15 protein-coding genes are annotated in these 18,329 nt (G+C 71.8%); 8 read left to right on the top strand and 7 right to left on the bottom strand.

From position 1 onward, the window contains the following. Positions 1 to 4: 4 nt before the first annotated feature. The 6 genes from V2J85_RS20535 to V2J85_RS20560 all read right to left on the bottom strand — a co-directional run bounded on the left by V2J85_RS20535 (position 5) and on the right by V2J85_RS20560 (position 6,734). On the bottom strand, positions 5 to 373 hold the full coding sequence (locus V2J85_RS20535) for a MerR family transcriptional regulator (protein WP_261955874.1): 369 nt from the start codon (positions 371 to 373) through the stop codon (positions 5 to 7). 84 nt (positions 374 to 457) lie between these two features. After that, entirely contained in the window at positions 458 to 1,591 is a 1,134-nt protein-coding gene (locus tag V2J85_RS20540; protein WP_261955873.1) for an ABC transporter ATP-binding protein, read from the bottom strand. A 12-nt stretch (positions 1,592 to 1,603) separates the two neighbouring features. Then, the gene (locus tag V2J85_RS20545) at positions 1,604 to 2,665 is read right to left on the bottom strand and encodes an ABC transporter ATP-binding protein (RefSeq protein ID WP_330822401.1); all 1,062 of its coding nucleotides are present in this window, start codon (positions 2,663 to 2,665) and stop codon (positions 1,604 to 1,606) included. A gap of 11 nt (positions 2,666 to 2,676) precedes the next feature. Then, positions 2,677 to 3,648, bottom strand: coding sequence for an ABC transporter permease (locus tag V2J85_RS20550; RefSeq protein WP_261955871.1), 972 nt, complete (start codon positions 3,646 to 3,648; stop codon positions 2,677 to 2,679). Between the two features lie 142 nt (positions 3,649 to 3,790). After that, positions 3,791 to 5,590, bottom strand: a complete 1,800-nt coding sequence (locus tag V2J85_RS20555) for an ABC transporter substrate-binding protein (protein ID WP_261955870.1) — start codon at positions 5,588 to 5,590, stop codon at positions 3,791 to 3,793. Between the two features lie 109 nt (positions 5,591 to 5,699). Further along, positions 5,700 to 6,734: an ABC transporter permease gene (locus tag V2J85_RS20560; RefSeq protein ID WP_261955869.1), complete on the bottom strand. Its 1,035-nt coding sequence runs from the start codon at positions 6,732 to 6,734 to the stop codon at positions 5,700 to 5,702. Between the two features lie 506 nt (positions 6,735 to 7,240). Between V2J85_RS20560 and V2J85_RS20565 the strand changes: the two genes are divergently transcribed. Next, entirely contained in the window at positions 7,241 to 8,362 is a 1,122-nt protein-coding gene (locus tag V2J85_RS20565) for a hypothetical protein (protein WP_330822402.1), read from the top strand. 152 nt (positions 8,363 to 8,514) lie between these two features. Here the strand turns inward: V2J85_RS20565 and V2J85_RS20570 are convergent, their stop codons facing one another. Further along, the gene (locus tag V2J85_RS20570) at positions 8,515 to 10,701 is read right to left on the bottom strand and encodes a S9 family peptidase (RefSeq protein ID WP_330822403.1); all 2,187 of its coding nucleotides are present in this window, start codon (positions 10,699 to 10,701) and stop codon (positions 8,515 to 8,517) included. A gap of 268 nt (positions 10,702 to 10,969) precedes the next feature. Between V2J85_RS20570 and V2J85_RS20575 the strand changes: the two genes are divergently transcribed. From V2J85_RS20575 to V2J85_RS20605, 7 genes are all read left to right on the top strand, one after another. Continuing rightward, positions 10,970 to 11,164 (top strand): hypothetical protein, encoded by a 195-nt coding sequence (locus V2J85_RS20575; protein ID WP_261955866.1) that lies wholly within the window; start codon positions 10,970 to 10,972, stop codon positions 11,162 to 11,164. Between the two features lie 150 nt (positions 11,165 to 11,314). Further along, positions 11,315 to 12,256 carry an N-acetyl-1-D-myo-inositol-2-amino-2-deoxy-alpha-D-glucopyranoside deacetylase gene (mshB, locus tag V2J85_RS20580; protein WP_330822404.1) on the top strand — a complete coding sequence of 314 codons (942 nt, stop codon included), beginning with the start codon at positions 11,315 to 11,317 and terminating at the stop codon, positions 12,254 to 12,256. After that, a complete protein-coding gene (locus V2J85_RS20585) occupies positions 12,253 to 12,780 on the top strand; it encodes a DUF6113 family protein (protein WP_330822405.1) in 528 nt (175 codons plus the stop codon). Before mshB ends, V2J85_RS20585 begins: the two co-directional genes overlap by 4 nt. 218 nt (positions 12,781 to 12,998) lie before the next feature. Next, complete coding sequence (locus tag V2J85_RS20590; protein WP_330822406.1) at positions 12,999 to 15,161, top strand: hypothetical protein; 2,163 nt, start codon at positions 12,999 to 13,001, stop codon at positions 15,159 to 15,161. Between the two features lie 177 nt (positions 15,162 to 15,338). Beyond that, positions 15,339 to 16,334, top strand: coding sequence for an ABC transporter ATP-binding protein (locus V2J85_RS20595; protein ID WP_261955862.1), 996 nt, complete (start codon positions 15,339 to 15,341; stop codon positions 16,332 to 16,334). After that, positions 16,331 to 17,068: an ABC transporter permease gene (locus V2J85_RS20600; RefSeq protein WP_261955861.1), complete on the top strand. Its 738-nt coding sequence runs from the start codon at positions 16,331 to 16,333 to the stop codon at positions 17,066 to 17,068. Before V2J85_RS20595 ends, V2J85_RS20600 begins: the two co-directional genes overlap by 4 nt. Then, the gene (locus tag V2J85_RS20605; protein WP_261955860.1) at positions 17,065 to 18,306 is read left to right on the top strand and encodes a sensor histidine kinase; all 1,242 of its coding nucleotides are present in this window, start codon (positions 17,065 to 17,067) and stop codon (positions 18,304 to 18,306) included. The genes V2J85_RS20600 and V2J85_RS20605 overlap by 4 nt, the downstream gene beginning before the upstream one ends. Positions 18,307 to 18,329 lie beyond the last annotated feature (23 nt).

Consider the following 18,329-nt stretch of genomic DNA (forward strand, 5'->3'; position numbering starts at 1 on the left):
CGCCTCAGGCCCGGACGCCGCCGCGCACGACGGCCAGATACGCGCCGATGGCGTCACGGTTGCGGCACAGGGTCTCGATGCGTTCGGTCATCCGGTCCCGCTCGTGCTCCAGCGTGGCGAGCATCTCCGGGGTCGCGTCCGGGAAGTGGATCGCCCGGGGACCGTTCAGACAGGGCAGGATCTGCCGGATGATCCGGGTCGGCAGCCCGGCGTCCAGCAGGCCCCGGATCTGCAGCACCCGGTCGACGGTCGGCTCGTCGTAGGCCCGATAGCCGTTGGCGCAGCGGTCCGAGACGATCAGCCCCTGCTCCTCGTAATAGCGCAACAGCCGCCGGGGCGTGCCCGTACGCTGCGAAAGCTCCCCGATCCGCATCGGCCCCCACCTCCTGTGGAAACGACAGCGCCGCCGTGGCGGGGATCATTCCCGCCACGGCGGCGCAGGGCCGTCGCGTCCGCGTTACTCGGAGCTCTCCGACTCCGCCGCGGCCTCCTCGATGGCCGCCAGCGCCGGGTCCAGGACGATGTCCTCGTCGCGGGCCGCGGTGGTCGGCTCCTCGGGGAAGTGGCAGGCCGTCAGGTGACCGCCGGCGTTGCCGTCGAGCTGGATCAGCGGCGGCTCCTCCGTCGCGCACTTCTCCTGCGCCTTCCAGCAGCGGGTGCGGAAGCGGCAGCCCGAGGGCGGGTTGACCGGCGAGGGCACGTCACCGGCGAGGCGGATGCGCTCTCGCTCCTCCTCCTCGCTCTCCACGAACTTGGCCTCGGGCACGGCCGAGAGCAGCGCGTGGGTGTACGGGTGGCGGGGCCGGTTGTAGATCTCGTCGCGGCTGCCCACCTCGACGACCTTGCCGAGGTACATGACCGCGACCCGCTCGCTGAAGTGCCGCACGATCGCCAGGTCGTGGGCGATGAACAGGAACGCGATGCCCAGCTCCCGCTGGAGGTCCTGGAGCAGGTTGACGACCTGCGCCTGGATCGACACGTCGAGCGCGGAGACCGGCTCGTCGGCGACGATCAGCTTCGGCTCCAGGGCGAGCGCCCGGGCGACGCCGATGCGCTGCCGCTGGCCGCCGGAGAACTCGTGCGGGAAGCGGTTGTAGTGCTCCGGGTTCAGGCCCACGGTCTCCAGGAGTTCGCGGATCCGCTTCTCCCGGCCACCGGGCGGGTTGATCCCGTTGATCTCCATCGGGCCGCCGATGATCGTGCCGACCGTCTGCCGCGGGTTGAGCGAGGCGTACGGGTCCTGGAAGATCATCTGGATCTCGGAGCGGATCGGCTCCAGTTCCTTGCGGCCCGCGTGGGTGATGTCCTGGCCCTGGTAGGTGATCCTGCCGGAGGTCGGCTCCATCAGCCGGGTGAGCAGCCGCCCGGTGGTGGACTTGCCGCAGCCGGACTCGCCGACCAGGCCGAAGCTCTCCCCGGCGTGCACGGTCAGGTCGACGCCGTCGACGGCCTGCACCGCGCCGACCTTCCGCTTGAACGGGAAGCCGCCGTAGATCGGGAAGTGCTTGGTCAGGCCCTCGGCGGTGAGCAGCGGCTCGCCCTTCGCGGGCACGGCGTCACGGGGCGCGGGGAGGGTGACGTTGTCGGTCATGGTGGTCGCTCCCTAGCCCAGCCGGGGCTTGATCTGCTCGATGAAGAAGGTCTGCTTCTGCTCGGCGCTCAGGTGGCACGCGGCGGCGCGGCCCGGCGCCAGCGGCGGCCGCTCGTCGGTGCAGCTGCTGCCGCCGACCTCGCCGGTGAAGCCGCAGCGGGGGTTGAACGGGCAGCCCGACGGCGGGTTCAGCAGGCTCGGCGGCGAGCCCGGGATCGGGTGCAGCGCCTCGCTGACGTCCGAGGAGAGCCGCGGCATCGAGCTGAGCAGGCCCCAGGTGTACGGGTGCCGCGGCTCGGTGAGGATCTCCTTGACGGAGCCCCGCTCGACCGCCCGGCCCGCGTACATCACCAGGAGCTTGTCCGCCGTGTTGGCGACCACGCCGAGGTCGTGGGTGATCAGGATGATCGCGGAGCCGAACTCCTGCTGGAGGTCCTTGAGCAGGTCGAGGATCTGCGCCTGGACGGTGACGTCGAGGGCGGTGGTCGGCTCGTCGGCGATCAGCAGCTGGGGGTTGCAGACCAGTGCCATGGCGATCATGGCGCGCTGGCGCATACCGCCGGAGAACTGGTGCGGGTAGTCGTCCACCCGCAGGTTGGGCTGCGGGATGCCGACCTTGGTCAGCATCTCGATGGCGCGCTGCCGGCCCTCGCGCTTGCTGGCGCCGGTGTGCTTCATGAACGGCTCGGCGATCTGCCGGCCGACCGTGTAGTACGGCGACAGCGCGGTCAGCGCGTCCTGGAAGATCATCGCCATCTTGTTGCCGCGGAGCTTCTCCAGGGTCCGTTCCTTGGCCCCGGTCAGCTCCTGGCCGTCCAGCATGATCTCGCCGCTGATCTCGGTGGCCTTGGGGTTGTGCAGGCCCAGGATCGCCAGGTTGGTCACCGACTTGCCGGAGCCCGATTCGCCGACGATGCCGAGCGTTTCGCCGCGTTCCAGATCGAAGGAGAGACCGTCGACCGCCTTGACGATGCCGTCCTCGGTGGAGAACCGCACGTGCAGATCACGGACGGACAGGAAGGGGTCGGACCCGGACGGCACGGTGGTGCCTTCGGTCTTGGTGAGTGTGGTCACTTCAGGCTCTCCTAGGACAGGCGCACGCGCGGGTCGATGAAGGCGTACGTCGCATCCACGATGATGTTGAACACCAGGATCAGGGCGGCGCTGAAGACCAGCACGCCCAGGACCATGGGCAGATCAAGGGTGATGACGGAGTCGATCGCGAGCCGTCCGACGCCGGCCAGCTGGAAGGTGAACTCGGTGATCATCGCGCCGCCGAACAGCGAGCTGAGGTCCATGCCGAGGATGGTCACGATCGGGATCAGCGAACCGCGCCAGGCGTAGCGCAGGAAGACGTAACTGCTGGACATGCCCTTGGCCTTGGCCGTCCGGACGTGTTCCTCCTGCAGCTGCTCGATCATCGTCGAGCGGGACATACGGGTGTACTGCGCGGTGAAGATGGTCGCCATCACGACCCAGGGGAGCAGCAGGCCCATGAACCAGCCGGCCGGGTCCGAGGTGAAGTTCACGTACTTGGGCGAGTCCATCAGGCCGCTGTACACGAACAGGCCGAGCGCGATCGGGCCGAGGATGTAGATCTGCGCCGAGCTCAGCACCATCGAGATCGAGGTGAGCACCTTGTCGATCAGCGAGCCGCGCTTGTAGGCGGCGAGCAGGCCGGTGCCCAGACCGACGGTCAGGAACACCGCGGCGCCGCCGATGGCCAGCGAGGCGGTGGTGGGGAGCCGGTCGATCAGGGTGGACCAGACGTCCTGCTTGGTGGCGAAGGAGTAGCCGAAGCAGGGGGCGCTGCAGTGGCCGATGGAGTAGTCCCGGCCGGCGAAGATGCCGACCAGCCAGTCCCAGTACTGGGTGGGCAGCGGCTTGTCGAGGCCGAGGTTCTGGTGGATCAGCGCGATGTTGTCCGCGGTGCAGTTCTTTCCGCAGGACATCGCCGCCGGGTCACCGGCGCCGAAGAACACGAAGAAGGTGAAGGCACTGAGCAGGACGAGGATGACAACAGCGCCGAACGTCCGGCGAAGTAGGAATTGAAGCATGGCAGTTCGCTGCTCTCAGGACGGCGGCGGCAGTGGGCGTGAGGGGTGGCGGACGAAGACCCCGGAGGGCGCGCGTTCCGCCGTGTGCGCGCTCTCCGGAGTGCCTTCGTCGGGCGGTTGCCTCAAGGGGCAACCGCTCCTGCTACTTCTTCAGGTACAGCGTGTTCGGGTCGAGGTAGCTGACATCCAGGTTGTAGCGGATGCCACCGACGTTCGAGCCGTACAGCTGGAGCACCTTGGTGTAGAAGGCCGGCGCGGCCGGGTTGACCTTCTCCACGATGTACTGGTGCAGCTTCTGCCACTCCTCGGTCGCCTTCTTGACGTCGGTGATCTCGGAGATGCGGGCGATCTCGGAGTTCACGTGCTTGTCGTTGACGTGGGAGTAGTTCGAGGCGCCGTCCTGGATCGTGGTGCCGTCGTACGACGGCGGGATCACGGTCGAGGCGTCCGGCCAGTCCTGGCCCCAGCCGGTCATGTAGATGTCGAAGCCGTTGTCGACCTTGCCCATCTGCTCGTACCAGGAGGCCGCGTCGACCTCCTTCTTCTGCACGTTGAAGCCGGCCTTGGTCAGCGCGTCCTCGATGGCGACGGCTTCCTTCTGGCGGGACTCGGTGTTGGAGTAGGCGTAGACGAGCTTCATGCCCGTCTTGCCGGCCTCCTTGAGGAGCTTCTTGGCCTTCTCCGGCTCACCGTTGGGGTGCGAGAGCTTGCCGTAGGGGTCGTAGCCCTTCTTGTAGCCCGCGACGGTCGGCGCGAGCAGACCGCCGGCGATCTCACCGCCGTAGCTGCCGCCGTTGAGGCGGACGAGCTGCTGGTCCGGCAGCGCGTAGGTGATCGCGTCACGGATCCGCTTGTCCTTCAGGCGGTCCATGTTGAAGTTCATCTGCCAGACGTAGGGCTGGTAGCCCTGCACCATGCGCTTGCTGGCGCTGGCGTTGTTCAGCACGTCCTTGGTCAGCGTGGGGTCCACCGCGTTGGTGAAGCTCACCGCGTTCTTGGCCTCACCCTGGTCGGCCATCAGGCGCTTGGTGGAGTCCGACGCCTGGTGGTTGAAGGTGATGTTGAAGCCGTCCGGGTACTGGTGGTGGACCGGGTCGGTCTTCGCGTCCCAGTTCTTGTTGCGCACCAGCTGCATGGACTTGCCGGACTTGAACGACGCGATCTTGTACGGACCGGAGCACACCGGCGCCACGTCGTAGGCGTCCTTGGTGTCCTTGGCGCTGTCCGGGACCACGCTGTAGCCGGGCATCGTCAGCGCGTACGGCAGCTGCGACTGCGGCTTCTTGAAGTGGAAGATGATGGTCTTGTCGTCCGGCGTGTCCAGGACGCTCTTGGGCAGGTGGTCGCCCTTGTACGGACCGTCCGGCAGCGCCTTGCGGTACGTGGTGCCGGCGCCCGACAGCCAGGTCTGGACGTAGGTCGGGCCGTCGGTGATGAACTTGGCGTACAGACGCTCTATGGAGTGGCGGATGTCCTTCGAGGTGATCGGCTTGCCGTCCTCGAACTTGATGCCGTCCTTGAGCGTGTACTTCCAGGTCTTGCCGCCGTCGGACATCTGGCCGGCGTCGGTGGCGAGGTCACCGACGACCTTGGCGTTGCCCTTGTCGTCCTGCTTGAAGGCGGTCAGCCCGCGGAAGATCAGCTGCGACAGCGCCTTCATGTCGCTGACGTACATCTGACCCGGGTCCAGGTGGTTGTAGCTGTCACGCTGGTACACGCGGATGGTGCCGCCGTTGCGGGCACCCTTGACGGCGACGGCCGGGCCGGTGGAGTCGGCGGCGGTGCCCATCGGGATCGTCTTGGCCTGGGCCGCGGCGTCCGCGTCGGTCTGCGCCTTGTCCTTGTTGTTGTTGCTGCCGCCGCTGCAGCCGGTGAGCGCGAGCGATCCGGCCGCGAGGGCCACGATCGCCGCGCGTGCTCTGCGCGTAGAAAGTGCGTTCATGGGGTTCCAAGCACCTGCCTGTCAGTTGGTGGGTCCAGATGTGCTGTCTGACGCATCCCGGGACAGGCCCGGACGGGTGGGGTGACAGCAAGCCCCCTCAAGCGGACGATCAGCGCCCGGACTTGGGATCGAAGGCGTCGCGTACCGAGTCTCCGAGCAGGTTGAAGCAGAGCACGAAGACCACCATGGCCACGGCGGGGATGAGCAGGAAGGTCGGGTCGTTCTCGTAGAAGCGCGCGCCCGCCTGGAACAGCGCACCCCAGTCCGGGGTCGGCTCGACGATGCCGACGCCCAGGAAGGACAGACCCGCCTCCGCGGTCACGAAGAGGGGCAGCATGTAGGTGCCCTGCACCAGCACCGGAGTGACGACGTTCGGCAGCAGTTCCTTGCGGATGATCCGCCAGGGCGAGGCGCCGGTGATCTTCGCGGCCTCGACGAACTCCCGCTCGCGCAGGGAGAGCACCTGGCCGCGGAGCAGTCGGGCCAGACCCATCCAGCCCAGGGACCACTGCACGATGATCAGGGCGCAGACCCGCACATAGGTCGGGGTCTCGTCGCCCGGCGGCACGAAGAGCGCCACCACGACCGGCATGAAGGCCACGAAGGTCAGCTGGCTCGGGAACGCCAGCAGGAAGTCGATCACCCGGCTGAGGAAGTAGTCCGTCTTGCCGCCGATGTAGCCGGCGGTGATGCCGATGATGATGCCGGTGACCACGGTCAGGAGGGTCACCGCGACGGAGATGCCGAGCGACATCCGCATGCCGTAGACCAGCCGCATGAACACATCGCGGCCCAGCTGCGGCTCGATGCCGAACCAATGCTCCGGGGAGATCCCGCCGTTGGGTCCGGCCGGATAGCCGAATTCATCGAGGAGATTCGGGTCGTCGCTGCCGTAGAGGGTGTACGGGTCCTTGCCGTACAGCGCACTGATCACCGGGGCCAGTGCCGCGATGACGAAGAAGGCGAGTACGACGATCGCGCAGATCATGCCGGTGCGGTCGCGCTTGAAGCGCGTCCACATCAATTGGCCGGGGGAACGGCCGACGAGCTCACCGCCCTTGCCCTTCTTTTCCTTCTTCAGGCCGCCGGATCCAAGCCCTGGGGTGTCGGACCTGTCAGCGGCGGTCTGGGATGGACTAGTCATCGCGAAGTGCCCCCGCGCCGAGTTCTCTTGGAACGTGAAGCGGTGTCGATTCGCACCGCTGGATGAGCGGACTTTCGCAAGTGATTTATGGCGGAGTCAAGGGGATCGGGTGTGCTCGCGAACAGGTCGTCTACTTCTTGAGCGAAGATTGCGCAGATCGACGCCAGGGCGTGCTTGACAGGGGGGCGCGATATGCGACATGGGGGACAAATGCGCACCAAATGCTTTTACTTGACGGTAACTTGACTGTCGCAACACCGATATACGGACGCGCCATGATGAACAACGTACGGCCGTGCGGGTGCCGTGGACCGGCCGGGACGCCAGGTGGCGGCCCGGCCGGTTGCCGTTTCGGGGTATTTCGTCCCCGCGGCGCGGCGGCCCGTCGCCGCACCTCGTCCCGGTCTGTTGTGCCCGCGCCGGTAGTGGAGTAGATCTGCGGTGGACGCCGCGTCCCCGCGGCGCCCGAGGCCACCCGGCACACCGACACGGACGGGGGACGGGCCGTGTCCACAGAGCGGGACAGCTTTCTCACCAACGGCAGGCGCCGCGCCGCCACTTGGCTCTGCGTGCTGCTCGCGCTGTCCGGCGCCGGCTGGATCGTCCGGGACCTCACCGTCGCCGGGCAGGGCGCGGACCTGTGGCGGCACTGGTGCGGCGCGGCCCTCCGCCCGGGCGGGGACACCGTCTGGGCCACCTCGGCCCTGGACCCGCTGCTGGTGCTCGGCGCGCCGGCCGCCGCGGCGGCCGTACGGCACCGGGCCCCCGCCCCGTCCGTGGCCGCCGGCGCCCTGTGCTCCCTCGCGGCCGGCACCGCCCTGCTGCGGCTGCCGGTGCTGTGGACGGCGGCGGCCCGGCTGCCTGTTCAGGACGACCGGCTGCTGACCTGGACCCGGGCGACCGCCGCGGCCCAGCTCGTGGCGGCGGCGGTGCTGTGCGCGGTGGCGGCCGGTGCGGTCCGGCGGCGCGGGCGCCCGGGCCGGCCCGGCGGACGTCGTACCGACGCCCTGCCCGAGGTGGCGTCCTCGGCGTACGGGGTCGTGCACGCGGTGCCGTACGGGGCGGACCCCGGTCCGGCCGGCCGGCCGCACAAGGGGCCGGCGGTCGTCGCCGGCCTCCTCCTGGCCGTCGCGGGACTGGCCCTGACGGCCCGGGAGATCCACCACTGGGTACGGCTCGGCGGCGAGGCGTACGGCAGGCGGCTGACCGGCGGGACGGGCGCCGTAGGGGCCCTGCTGGAGCCCCCGGCCGACTGGGAGGCGGCGGTGCTGGCGCTGTTGGCGCTGGCCGCCGCGGCGGCCGCGTTCCGCCGGGCCGCCTGGGCCCGGCCGGCGACGGCCGCCGCCGGGGCACTGCTGGCCGTGCACGGTGCGGTGGCGCTCGCCCTCGCCATGCGCGCGGGGGAGTTCGGGCGGTTGGCGGTGCTGCCGGGCGGGGCCCAGCTCGGGCTCGCCGCGGCGGCCCTGTCGGCGGCCGCGGGCCCGCTCGTGCTGATCGCCGCGGCCCGGCCCGGCCTGCCGCCGCCCGCCGCGGACCCGGACGAGGTACACGCCTACGGCTCCGCCCCGGGCGAGGCCCGGCCCCCGCACGCCCCGCCCCCGCCGACCACCCTCCCGCCGGGCTGGTGAACCACGGGGCGGGGTGGGTGGGTCGGCCGGGGCCCTGGGGGGCGGTCGAACGGATCCCGTAGGGGACGCGTGCGCCCCTTCGGGGCCGCAACGGGGCGGGGGTGCGGGGGTATTCCCGCGTCAAGGCGCCGACGGCGGAGCGGCGACCTCGGTCAGGCCCGCATCCCCAGTGACCGCTTGAGGAAGTCGACCTGGAGGAGCAGCAGGTTTTCGGTCACCTGTTCCTGGGGCGTCATGTGGGTCACGCCGGACAGCGGCAGGACCTCGTGCGGCCGGCCGGCGGCCAGCAGGGCCGAGGAGAGTCGCAGTGAGTGGGCGACGACCACGTTGTCGTCGGCCAGGCCGTGCACGATCAGCATCGGGCGGTGCGGTTCCTTCGCCCCGGCCAGCCCCTCGTCCGTGACCAGTGAGTTCTCCGCGTAGACGGCCGGTTCCTCGTCCGGGTGGCCGAGGTACCGCTCCTGGTAGTGGGTGTCGTACAGCCGGAGGTCGGTCACCGGGGCGCCGACCACCGCGGCATGGAAGACATCGGGCCGGCGCAGCGCGGCCAGCCCCGCCAGATAGCCGCCGAAGGACCAGCCGCGGATCGCCACCCGCCCGAGGTCCAGGGGAAAGGATCCGGCCAGTGCCTGCAGCGCGTGCACCTGGTCGTCCAGGGTGATCTCGGCCAGCCGCCGGGAGACCGCCTTCTCCCAGCCGGGGGAGCGGCCCGGGGTGCCCCGGCCGTCCGCGACGATCACCGCGAACCCCTGGTCGGCGAACCACTGCGACGTCAGATGCGCGTTGTGCGCGGCGACCACCCGCTGGCCGTGCGGACCGCCGTACGGGTCCAGCAGCACCGGCAGCGGACCGTCGCCCTCCGCGTAGCCGTCGGGCAGCAGCACCGCGCACGGGATCTCCCGCTCGCCGGCCAGGACCAGCCGGGGTCGGGCGGTGAGCGCCGGCTCCTCGGCGTACGAGCCGATCGTGGCGAGGGTCTTCTCGCCGCCGTCCGGATCCAGCCGGACCACGTCCACCTGGGTGCCGGGGCGCTCCAGCGACGTCTGGGAGAGCACGGTCAGCTCGCCGCCGCGCACCGCGGAGGACACCGTCGGGTACGGCCGGTCGCCCACCCGCTCCCAGCCGCCCTGGTCGCCGCTGCCGCGGAACCAGGCGCGGTAGACGCCGATGTCGTGCATGTCGGCGCCGCTCGCGGAGAACAGCACGTCCTCCTCGCCGATGTCCAGCACCGCCCGTACGTGCAGCGGCGCCCCGGTCAGCGGCCGGTCGCCGACGAACAGCTTGCGCGCGCCGCCCTCGTCGGCGATCCGCACCAGCCGGCCGTCCGGCGTCCAGGCGGGCACCCCGGGGAACGGCTCGACCCACGCCTCGTCCTCGTCCTCGTGCACCGTCCGGGTCGCGCCGGTCGCGGTGTCGACCGTCAGGTAGCGCTGGTCGCGCTGGTCCCGGGCCTGGACGAGGAGCAGCGGCGGGCCGGCCGCGGACCAGTGGACGCGGGCGAGATAGGGGTAGCGCGCGCGGTCCCAGTCGATGTCGGTGCGCGAGCCGTCCAGCCCGAACAGGGACAACGAGACCTCGGCGTTGGCGGTGCCGGCGGCCGGGTACGCGATCCGGGCGGGCTCGCGGTCCGGGTGCGCCGGGTCGGAGATCCACCAGCGCCGCACCGGCGCCTCGTCCACCCGCGCGGCCAGCACCGCGTCGCTGTCCGGTGACCACCAGAAGCCCCGGTACCGCCCCATTTCCTCGGCCGCGATGAACTCCGCGAGGCCCCAGGTCACCTCGGGCCCGTCCGGCTCGGCCAGCACCCGGTCCGCCGTCCCGCCGCCGTCCGCCGTCCCGTCGCCGTCCGAGGTCGTCGCGCCGTCCACCGCGACCACCCGCAGCCGGCCCTCCGCCACGAAGGCGACGTGCCGGCCGTCCGGGGACGGCCGGGGGTCCACCACCGGGCCCGGCACCGGGAGTTCACGCGTGGTGCCGGCCCGCAGCTCGGAGACGAACAGCCGGCCGGAGAGCGGGAACGCCGCCAACTCCACGGCGGCGTCCGTGGCATAGCCCACGATGCCCGCCGAACTCTCCCGGCTGCGCTCGCGGCGCGCCCGCTCCTGCGGGGAGAGATCCTCCTCGGCGCCGGCCAGCAGGGCCGCGGGATCGGCGGCGGTGAACTCCCGCCCCTCGTCCAGGTCCAGCACCCACAGCTGCTGGCTGCGCTCGGTGCCCGAGGGAGAACGGAGGAAGACGATCCGCGCGGCGTCGGGGGAGACGGTGTAGCTGCGCGGGGCGCCCAGGGTGAAGCGCTGCGTACGGGCGTACTGCCGCGGAAACGAAGGCTGTCCGGTCATGGGCCGAGCCTAGGCGAGGTGCCCCCGGATCGGGCCGGTTCGTGAGTGGGGGATTGTCCGGCTCACCGCGTCGCGCTCGTGAAGATCGTGTGCGCCCCCGGTCTGCTTCCGTGCTCCGACTTATGCGCTTGGACGGAAAGTTATGATCCCTTGCGCGTAGTGGGTACGGGGTAAAGAGCCCTTGGCATACCCCGGTGTGCGGGTCCGCGACCGCGGTCCGTGCACCATCAACTCTGTTCGGGCCGTGGATACTTGGAGGTGAGCCGCCGTGGCACTCTCGATTTCGGCGGTGGTGCTGCTGGCGATCATCGTCTTCTTGCTCGTCAAGAAGTCCGGGCTGAAGGCCGCGCATGCCTTCATCTGTATGTTGCTGGGCTTCTATCTGGCCAGCTCGTCCATCGCACCGACGGTCAAGCAGCTGACGACGAACGTCGCCAGCATGATCGGCGGCATCAAGTTCTGAGCAGCGGGTCCTGAGCAGCGGGCCGGGCGGCACGTCCTGAGCGGTGCGTTCCGGGCGGCACGTCCTGCGCGGTGCGTTCCGGCCGGTCCCCGGTCGGCGGGGCCCGAGCGCGGGGTGAGGGTGTCGGCGGCGGCTCGTAGGCTTGTCCGCATGACCGCGCACCCTCCCTCCGCCCGTCGTCTCCTGCTGGTCCACGCCCATCCGGACGACGAGTCGATCAACAACGGCGTGACCATGGCCAAGTACGCGGCCGAGGGCGCGCTGGTCACCCTCGTCACCTGCACGCGCGGCGAGGAGGGCGAGGTGATTCCGCCCGAGCTCGCGCATCTCGCGCCGGACCGGGACGACACCCTCGGCCCGTACCGCGACGGTGAGCTGGCCGCCGCCATGGCCGAGCTGGGCGTCACCGACCACCGCTTCCTCGGCGCGCCGGGCCGGTACCGCGACTCCGGCATGATGGGCGCCCCGCAGAACGATCGGCCCGACTCCTTCTGGCAGGCCCCGCTCGACGCGGCGGCCGCCGATCTGGTGGCCGTCATCCGTGAGGTCCGGCCGCAGGTCCTGGTCACCTATGACCCGAACGGCGGATACGGCCACCCCGACCACATCAAGGCGCACCGCGTGGCCATGCGCGGCGCCGAGCTGGCCGCGCAGGCGGATTTCCGGCCGGAGCTGGGCGGCGCGTATGCGATCGGGAAGATTTACTGGAACTGCAACCCCCGCTCCGTGGTCGAGGAGGGCTTCGCGCGGCTGCAGGCGGCCGGGCACAGCTTCCCCGGCGTGGCCACCGTCGACGACGTACCGGGGGTGGTGCCGGACTCCGAGGTCACCGCCTCGATTTCCGGCGGCCCGGAGTACGCCGCCGCCAAGGCCGCGGCGATGCGCGCCCACTACACCCAGATCGCGGTCGACGGGCCGTTCTTCGCGCTCTCCAACGACTTGGGGCAGCCGCTGTTCGGCACGGAGCACTATCGGCTGGTGCACGGCGTTCCGGGGGCGGTGGCCGGGGATCGTGAGGACGACCTCTTCGCGGGTACCGGCGAAATGGTGGGTATGGAGGACAGTGCCCGGATTGAGGAGGCGGCGGAATGAGCACGGCGAAGGGCGGCAACGGCGGCGCGGCCGCTGACGGCGGCAAGGGCGGCGCGGGCAAGGGGCAGCGGTCCCGCGCGGCGTCCGGTGGTGGGTCCGGGACCCGCAGGGGGTCCGGCGCGCCCGCCGCGCCCGCGGCCGGACCGGCCCCGCTCACCCCCGGACGAATCGGCATATACGTGCTGCTCCTGGTCGCGGGCGTGCTGGTGGCGCTGGCCGGGACGCTGGTGCAAGCCGCCTGGTTCCCGGGCGGATTGGTGCTGGCGCTGGCGGCCGTCGGCGGCCTCTTCTACGGCGGTACCCGGGCGACTGGCACCACCGCCGGCGCGCTGGTGCCCGGCGCGGCCTGGCTGGTGACGGTGTTCCTGCTGCTGAGCGACGTCCGGCCGGAAGGCGACTTCCTGTTCGGCCCGGGCGCCGGCTCCTACGTCTTCCTGCTGGGCGGCATCCTGGTGGCTGTGATCTGCGCCACCGCGGCCCAGATGCGCACGACGGGCGCCCAGCCCGGCCGAGTTGGCGGATGACGTGGTGCATACCGGGACGTATGCCGCGCAGGTCCGGGCGAACGGCCCCGGCGCAGGGGGTTCGCCCATGGTGGCGGTGTTCGTAAGCTCCCCGGGTGCCCGCCCCCGGCGGACAGTATGGTGGTGCGCGCCGTCGCGCCGCCCTGGGGGCACCCTCCGGTCCTGAGGCCGGGGATCATCTCTGACGAGCGGCGGAGCGCCAACCGGGAGAACCTGCTTTGAGTCGTGAATCTGACAGTTCGTCCTCCGGCCCGCGGGGCCGTGGCGGAGCCGCGTACCCGTCAGGGACGCCGCCGTACGGCTCGCCCAGGGGAGACGCCGACGAGGCGCTGGCGCCCGGTGCCGCGGCGCAGCCGGAGGAGCCCAAGACCGAGACCACGCTGACGACGCGGATCAAGATCAACATTCCGGGCTCCCGCCCGATCCCGCCGGTCGTCGTGCGCAAGCCCGTCGGTGAGGAGTCCGGCATGAACGGATCGGCCGCGTCCGGCGGTTCCCGCGGTGCCCCGCGCCCGGCGCGCGGTGCCGAGCGCGGTGCCGAACGCACCGGCAGCACCCCCCGCCCGGAGGCCGCCGCGGACGACGCCACCACGGGCGGCCGCGGCGAGAAGACCAGCGACTGGTTCGCGCCGCGCAAGCCGCAGGCCGGGCCGTCCCCGGCGGCCGGCTCGTCGTCGAGCACCGGATCGCACCCCGCGCCGCCCGCCCCGGGCGGTACGACCCCGCCGCGCGGCCCGTCGGGCACCGGCACGCCCCAGCGCCCCGACCTGCCGTACTTCTCCGACGCCCCGGCGGCGCAGGGCGGCACCTCGCCGTTCGACGAGGGCGCCCGGTCCGGTGGCCCCTCGCCGTTCGACGGCGGGCAGCGGGACGCCGGTTCGCCCTTCGACGGCGGCCCGCGGGACCCCGGTTCGCCGTTCGACGGCGCGGGCCACGGCAGCGCCTCGCCGTTCGACGCCCCCACCGGCGTGACCCGGGACCACAGCCCCTTCGACGCCCCGGTGCCCGGCCCGAACGGCCCCGCCGGCCCCACGACGGGCCCGGCCACGGGCGACTCGGCGCTCAACCTCCCGCCCGGCTTCAGCGGCCCGGCACCGAAGATCGACGACACCGCCGAACTCACCCCGCAGGCCCCCGGTCCGCTGACCGGCCCGGGCAGCGGCCTCGGCGCCGGCGGCATCTCGGGCGGTCTGCCCGGCTCGCAGGCCGGCCCGGCGTCCGGCGGCCCGAAGGGCGGCCCGAAGGGCGGCACCCGGGGCCAGGCGCCCGGCCGCCGCGACCGGGTGTCCGGCGACACCCTGGTCAGCGGCATCCCGGCGACCCCCGGGGCGGACGGCCCGTCGGCCCCCTCGCCGTTCGCCTCCGCACCGGGTGACGGCGACAGCGCGGCCCCCAAGCCGCGGCCCAAGATCCCCGAGCCGATCAACCCGCCCAAGAAGGGCCGCAACAAGCTGGTCCTGGCGGGCGTCGCGGTCGTCGTCCTGGCCGGCGTCGCCTACGGCGCGGGCCTGCTGCTCGACCACGCCGACGTGCCCAACGGCACCACCGCGCTCGGCGTGGACATCGGCGGCACCACCAAGGAAGAGGCCGTCAAGAAGCTGGAGTCGGCGCTCAAGGACCGCCGCACCGCGCCGCTCAAGCTCACCGTCGACGGCAAGGCCGAGACCCTGCTGCCGGCCAAGGCGGGCCTGGACATCGACCCGCAGGCGACGGTCCGCAACGCGGCCGGCCGGGACTACAACCCGGTCTCCGTCATCGGCTCGCTGTTCGGCGTCGACCGAACGGCCAAGCCCGCCATGGTCGTCGACGACGAGAAGCTGGCCGTCGCGCTGGAGAACGTCGCCGGTCCCGGCGGCGCCGCCGAGGACGGCGGGATCACCTTCGAGAACGGCAAGGCGGTGCCCCACTACGGCGTCCCGCACAAGGCGATCGACGTCAAGGCGTCCCGCCAGAAGGTCACCGACGCCTACCGCGAGCGGGTCACCAACGGCACCGACACCCCCGTCGTGCTCACCGCCGGCACCCAGCAGCCGCGGGTGAGCAAGGCCGCGGTGGACCGGGCGATGAAGCAGTACGCCGAGCCCGCGATGTCCGGCCTGGTGACGGTCCGTTCGGGTGCTCACGCGGTCTCGTTCAGCCCGCAGAAGTCCATCCCGAAGTTCCTGTCGTTCAAGATCGGCAGCAACGGCGAGCTGGTGCCGTACTACGACCGGACGGCCCTGAAGGAGCTCTACGGCGACACCTTCAACGGCGTGCTGCTCACCAAGGGCGACGGCTCGAAGAAGCCGGTCACCGTCGAGGAGGTGGCCAGCGCGGTCGCCAAGGCGCTGCTCGGCCGCACCCCCGCCGAGCGGGTCCAGACCGTCGGCGCGGACGGCTGACCGCGGACCGTACGACTCCGGCCGACCGGCCGGCCACCGGCCCGAGGCCCCCTGGAGGCACTCCCGGCGCACCGCCCCGGGAGAACCCCTAGGGGGCCTCCCCCATGACAGATGTCATGCCGGAGTGCGTACGTCCGACACTGCCGGGCACCGGGGCGCGACCGGGAAGCTGGCAGCATGACGACGACAGCGACCAGCACAGCCACCACCGCCCAGGAGGCGGACCGGGCACCGGTGGTCAGCTTCCGTCAGGTCAGCAAGAGCTACGGCGCGGTGCGCGCGGTCGCCGACCTGAACCTGGAGCTGCACCCCGGCGAGACCGTCGCCCTCCTCGGCCCGAACGGGGCCGGCAAGTCCTCCACCCTCGACCTGCTGCTCGGCCTGCGCGGCGCGGACACCGGCACGGTGACCCTCTTCGGCACGACCCCGCAGCACGCCATCGAGCAGGGCAGGGTCGGCGCCATGCTGCAGAGCGGCGGCCTGATGGAGGGCGTCAAGGTCCGGGAGCTGGTGAAGCTCGCCCGCGATCTGCACCCGCGCGGCTATCCGCTCGACGACATCATGGACACCGCCGGCATCACCGAGATCGCCGACCGCATGGTCGACAAGCTCTCCGGCGGCCAGGAGCAGCGGGTCCGCTTCGCGCTCGCCACCGCCGGCGCCAACGACCTGATCGTGCTGGACGAGCCGACCACCGGCATGGACGTCTCGGCCCGGCAGACCTTCTGGGGCACGATGCGCCGACAGGCCCAGCAGGGCCGCACGGTGCTGTTCGCCACCCACTACCTCGAAGAGGCCGACGCGATCGCCGACCGGGTGATCGTGCTGCACCGCGGCCGGGTGCTGGCCGACGGCACCGCCGCCGAGATCAAGGCCCGGGCCGGCGCCCGCCGGGTCACCTTCGACCTCGACGAGCCGGTCGACCACGACGCGCTGCACGGCCTGCCGTACCTGACCTCGCTGACCGTGTCCAACAGCGGCTCCGCCGCGGGCTCCGGGCGCACCGTCCGGATCCAGTCCCAGGACGCCGACGCCACCGTGCACGCCGTCTACCGCCTCGGCCTCTACCCGCACAACCTGGAGGTCGCCGGCCTCGGCCTGGAGCAGGCCTTCATCGCCCTCACCACCGCGTCCGACCAGAGCCCCGCCACCGCCGAGGAGGCGGCCCGATGACCACCCTGATCAAGCTGGAGATCGTCCGCGCGCTGCGCAACAAGAAGTTCATGTTCTTCTCGGTGATCTACCCGCCGGCGCTGTACCTGATCATCGCCGGCGGCGCGGACAGCACGCCGCTCCCCGGCATGAAACTGGACATGGGGCTGTACTTCATGGTGTCCATGGCAGCATTCGGTGCCATGACCGCCGTGCTGCTGGGCAACAGCGAGCGCATCGCCAAGGAGCGCGAGAAGGGGTGGGTGCGGCAGCTGCGGCTGACCGCCCTGCCGGGCCGCGGCTACGTCGCCGCCAAGATGGCCGCCGCCGCGACCGTCAGCCTGCCGTCGATCGTGCTGGTCATGCTCGCCGCCGCCCTCGTCAAGGGCGTCCGGCTGGAGGCCTGGCAGTGGCTGGCGATCGCCGCCGGCACCTGGCTCGGCAGCTTCGTCTTCGCCGCCCTGGGCGTCGCCATCGGCTATCTGGCCACCGGTGACGCGGTCCGCCCGATCGCCATGCTGATCTACTTCGGCCTGGCGTTCCTCGGCGGCCTGTGGATGCCGCTGACGATCCTGCCGCAGTGGGTGCAGGACATCGCCGAATGGCTGCCCACCCACGCGTACACGGCGCTCGGCACCGCCGTCGAGGCCGGCGCCGCGCCACACGTGAAGGACATCGCCATCCTCGCCGGCTACCTGGTGCTGTTCGCCGGCGGCGCGGCCTGGCTCTACCGGAAGGACACCCGCAGGGCATGAGCGGAGCGGAGACCGACGACAACCCGGTGAAGATCGGCACCCCGCCGCGCACCCGCCGCCAGGCACTGGTGAAGTCCGCCTGGATCGTCATCTGGTTCGGGTACCTCGCGGGCCCGATCGGGAGCCTCGCCGAGGGCGGACTGTCCCCGGTCCACGAGGTGCTGGGCTGGGTCGGTTTCCTGACGTTCGTCGGCGTCTACTTCACCCTGGTCTTCCGGCACATGGCCCAAAGGCCGATGCCCTCGGGCGCGCTCCGGGCGTGCGCGGTGTTCATCGCGGCGCTGGCCGTGCTGCTGTCCTGGACGCTCGGCCCGGAATGGCTGGTGCTGTTCACGTTCGTGTCCGTCGCGGTCGCGGTCACCCAGCCCTTCCGGACGTCCCGGTGGGCCATCCCGGCGCTGACCGCCGTCCTCGTCCTGGTCGGCACGCGCTACCCGGACGTGCGGATGTACCTCTTCGCGTACGCCCTGCCCTGCCTGCTCAGCGGGTTCGCGATGGTCGGCGTGCAGCACCTGATCCGTACGACCGAGGAGCTGCGCGCCGCCCGCCAGGAGGTCGCCCGGCTCGCCGCCAACGAAGAGCGGCTGCGGCTCGCCCGCGATCTGCACGACCTGCTCGGCCACTCGCTCTCCCTGATCACGCTCAAGAGCGAGCTGGCCGGCCGGATGCTGCCGGACCGCCCGGACGACGCCGCCCGCCAGGTCGCCGACATCGAACGGGTCAGCCGGCAGGCCCTGGTCGACGTGCGGGAGGCGGTTACCGGCTACCGCCGCCCCCGGATCGCCGTCGAGCTGGCCGGGGTCCGGGCCGCGCTGCGCACCGCCGGCATCACCGCCGCCGTCGACCCGGCGCTGGACGACGAGCACCGGGGCCTGGCGGCCGACGAGGAGGGCGCCCTGGCCTGGGCGCTGCGCGAGGCCGTCACCAACGTCGTCCGGCACAGCGGCGCCCGCCGCTGCGAGCTGCTGCTGACCGAGGAGTGGGAGGCCGACGAGCGGCGCTACCTGTGCCTCGCGGTCATCGACGACGGCATCGGGCCGCCGCGCGGCGGCGGCCACGACGGCAACGGCCTGACCGGCCTGCGCGAGCGCCTGGCCCTGACCGACGGCCGCCTGGAGACCGGCCCGGCCCCGCGCGGCCGCGGCTTCGCGCTGCGCGCCTACGTGCCCCTGGCCGCCCCGGCCCCCTCGCCGCCCGTCGCCGAGACCGCCGCGGAGCCGCTGCCGGGCCAGGCGTAGCCAGCCGCCGTACGCCCGCCCGA

Source organism: Streptomyces bugieae (assembly GCF_036352915.1).
Classification (GTDB): domain Bacteria; phylum Actinomycetota; class Actinomycetes; order Streptomycetales; family Streptomycetaceae; genus Streptomyces; species Streptomyces endophytica.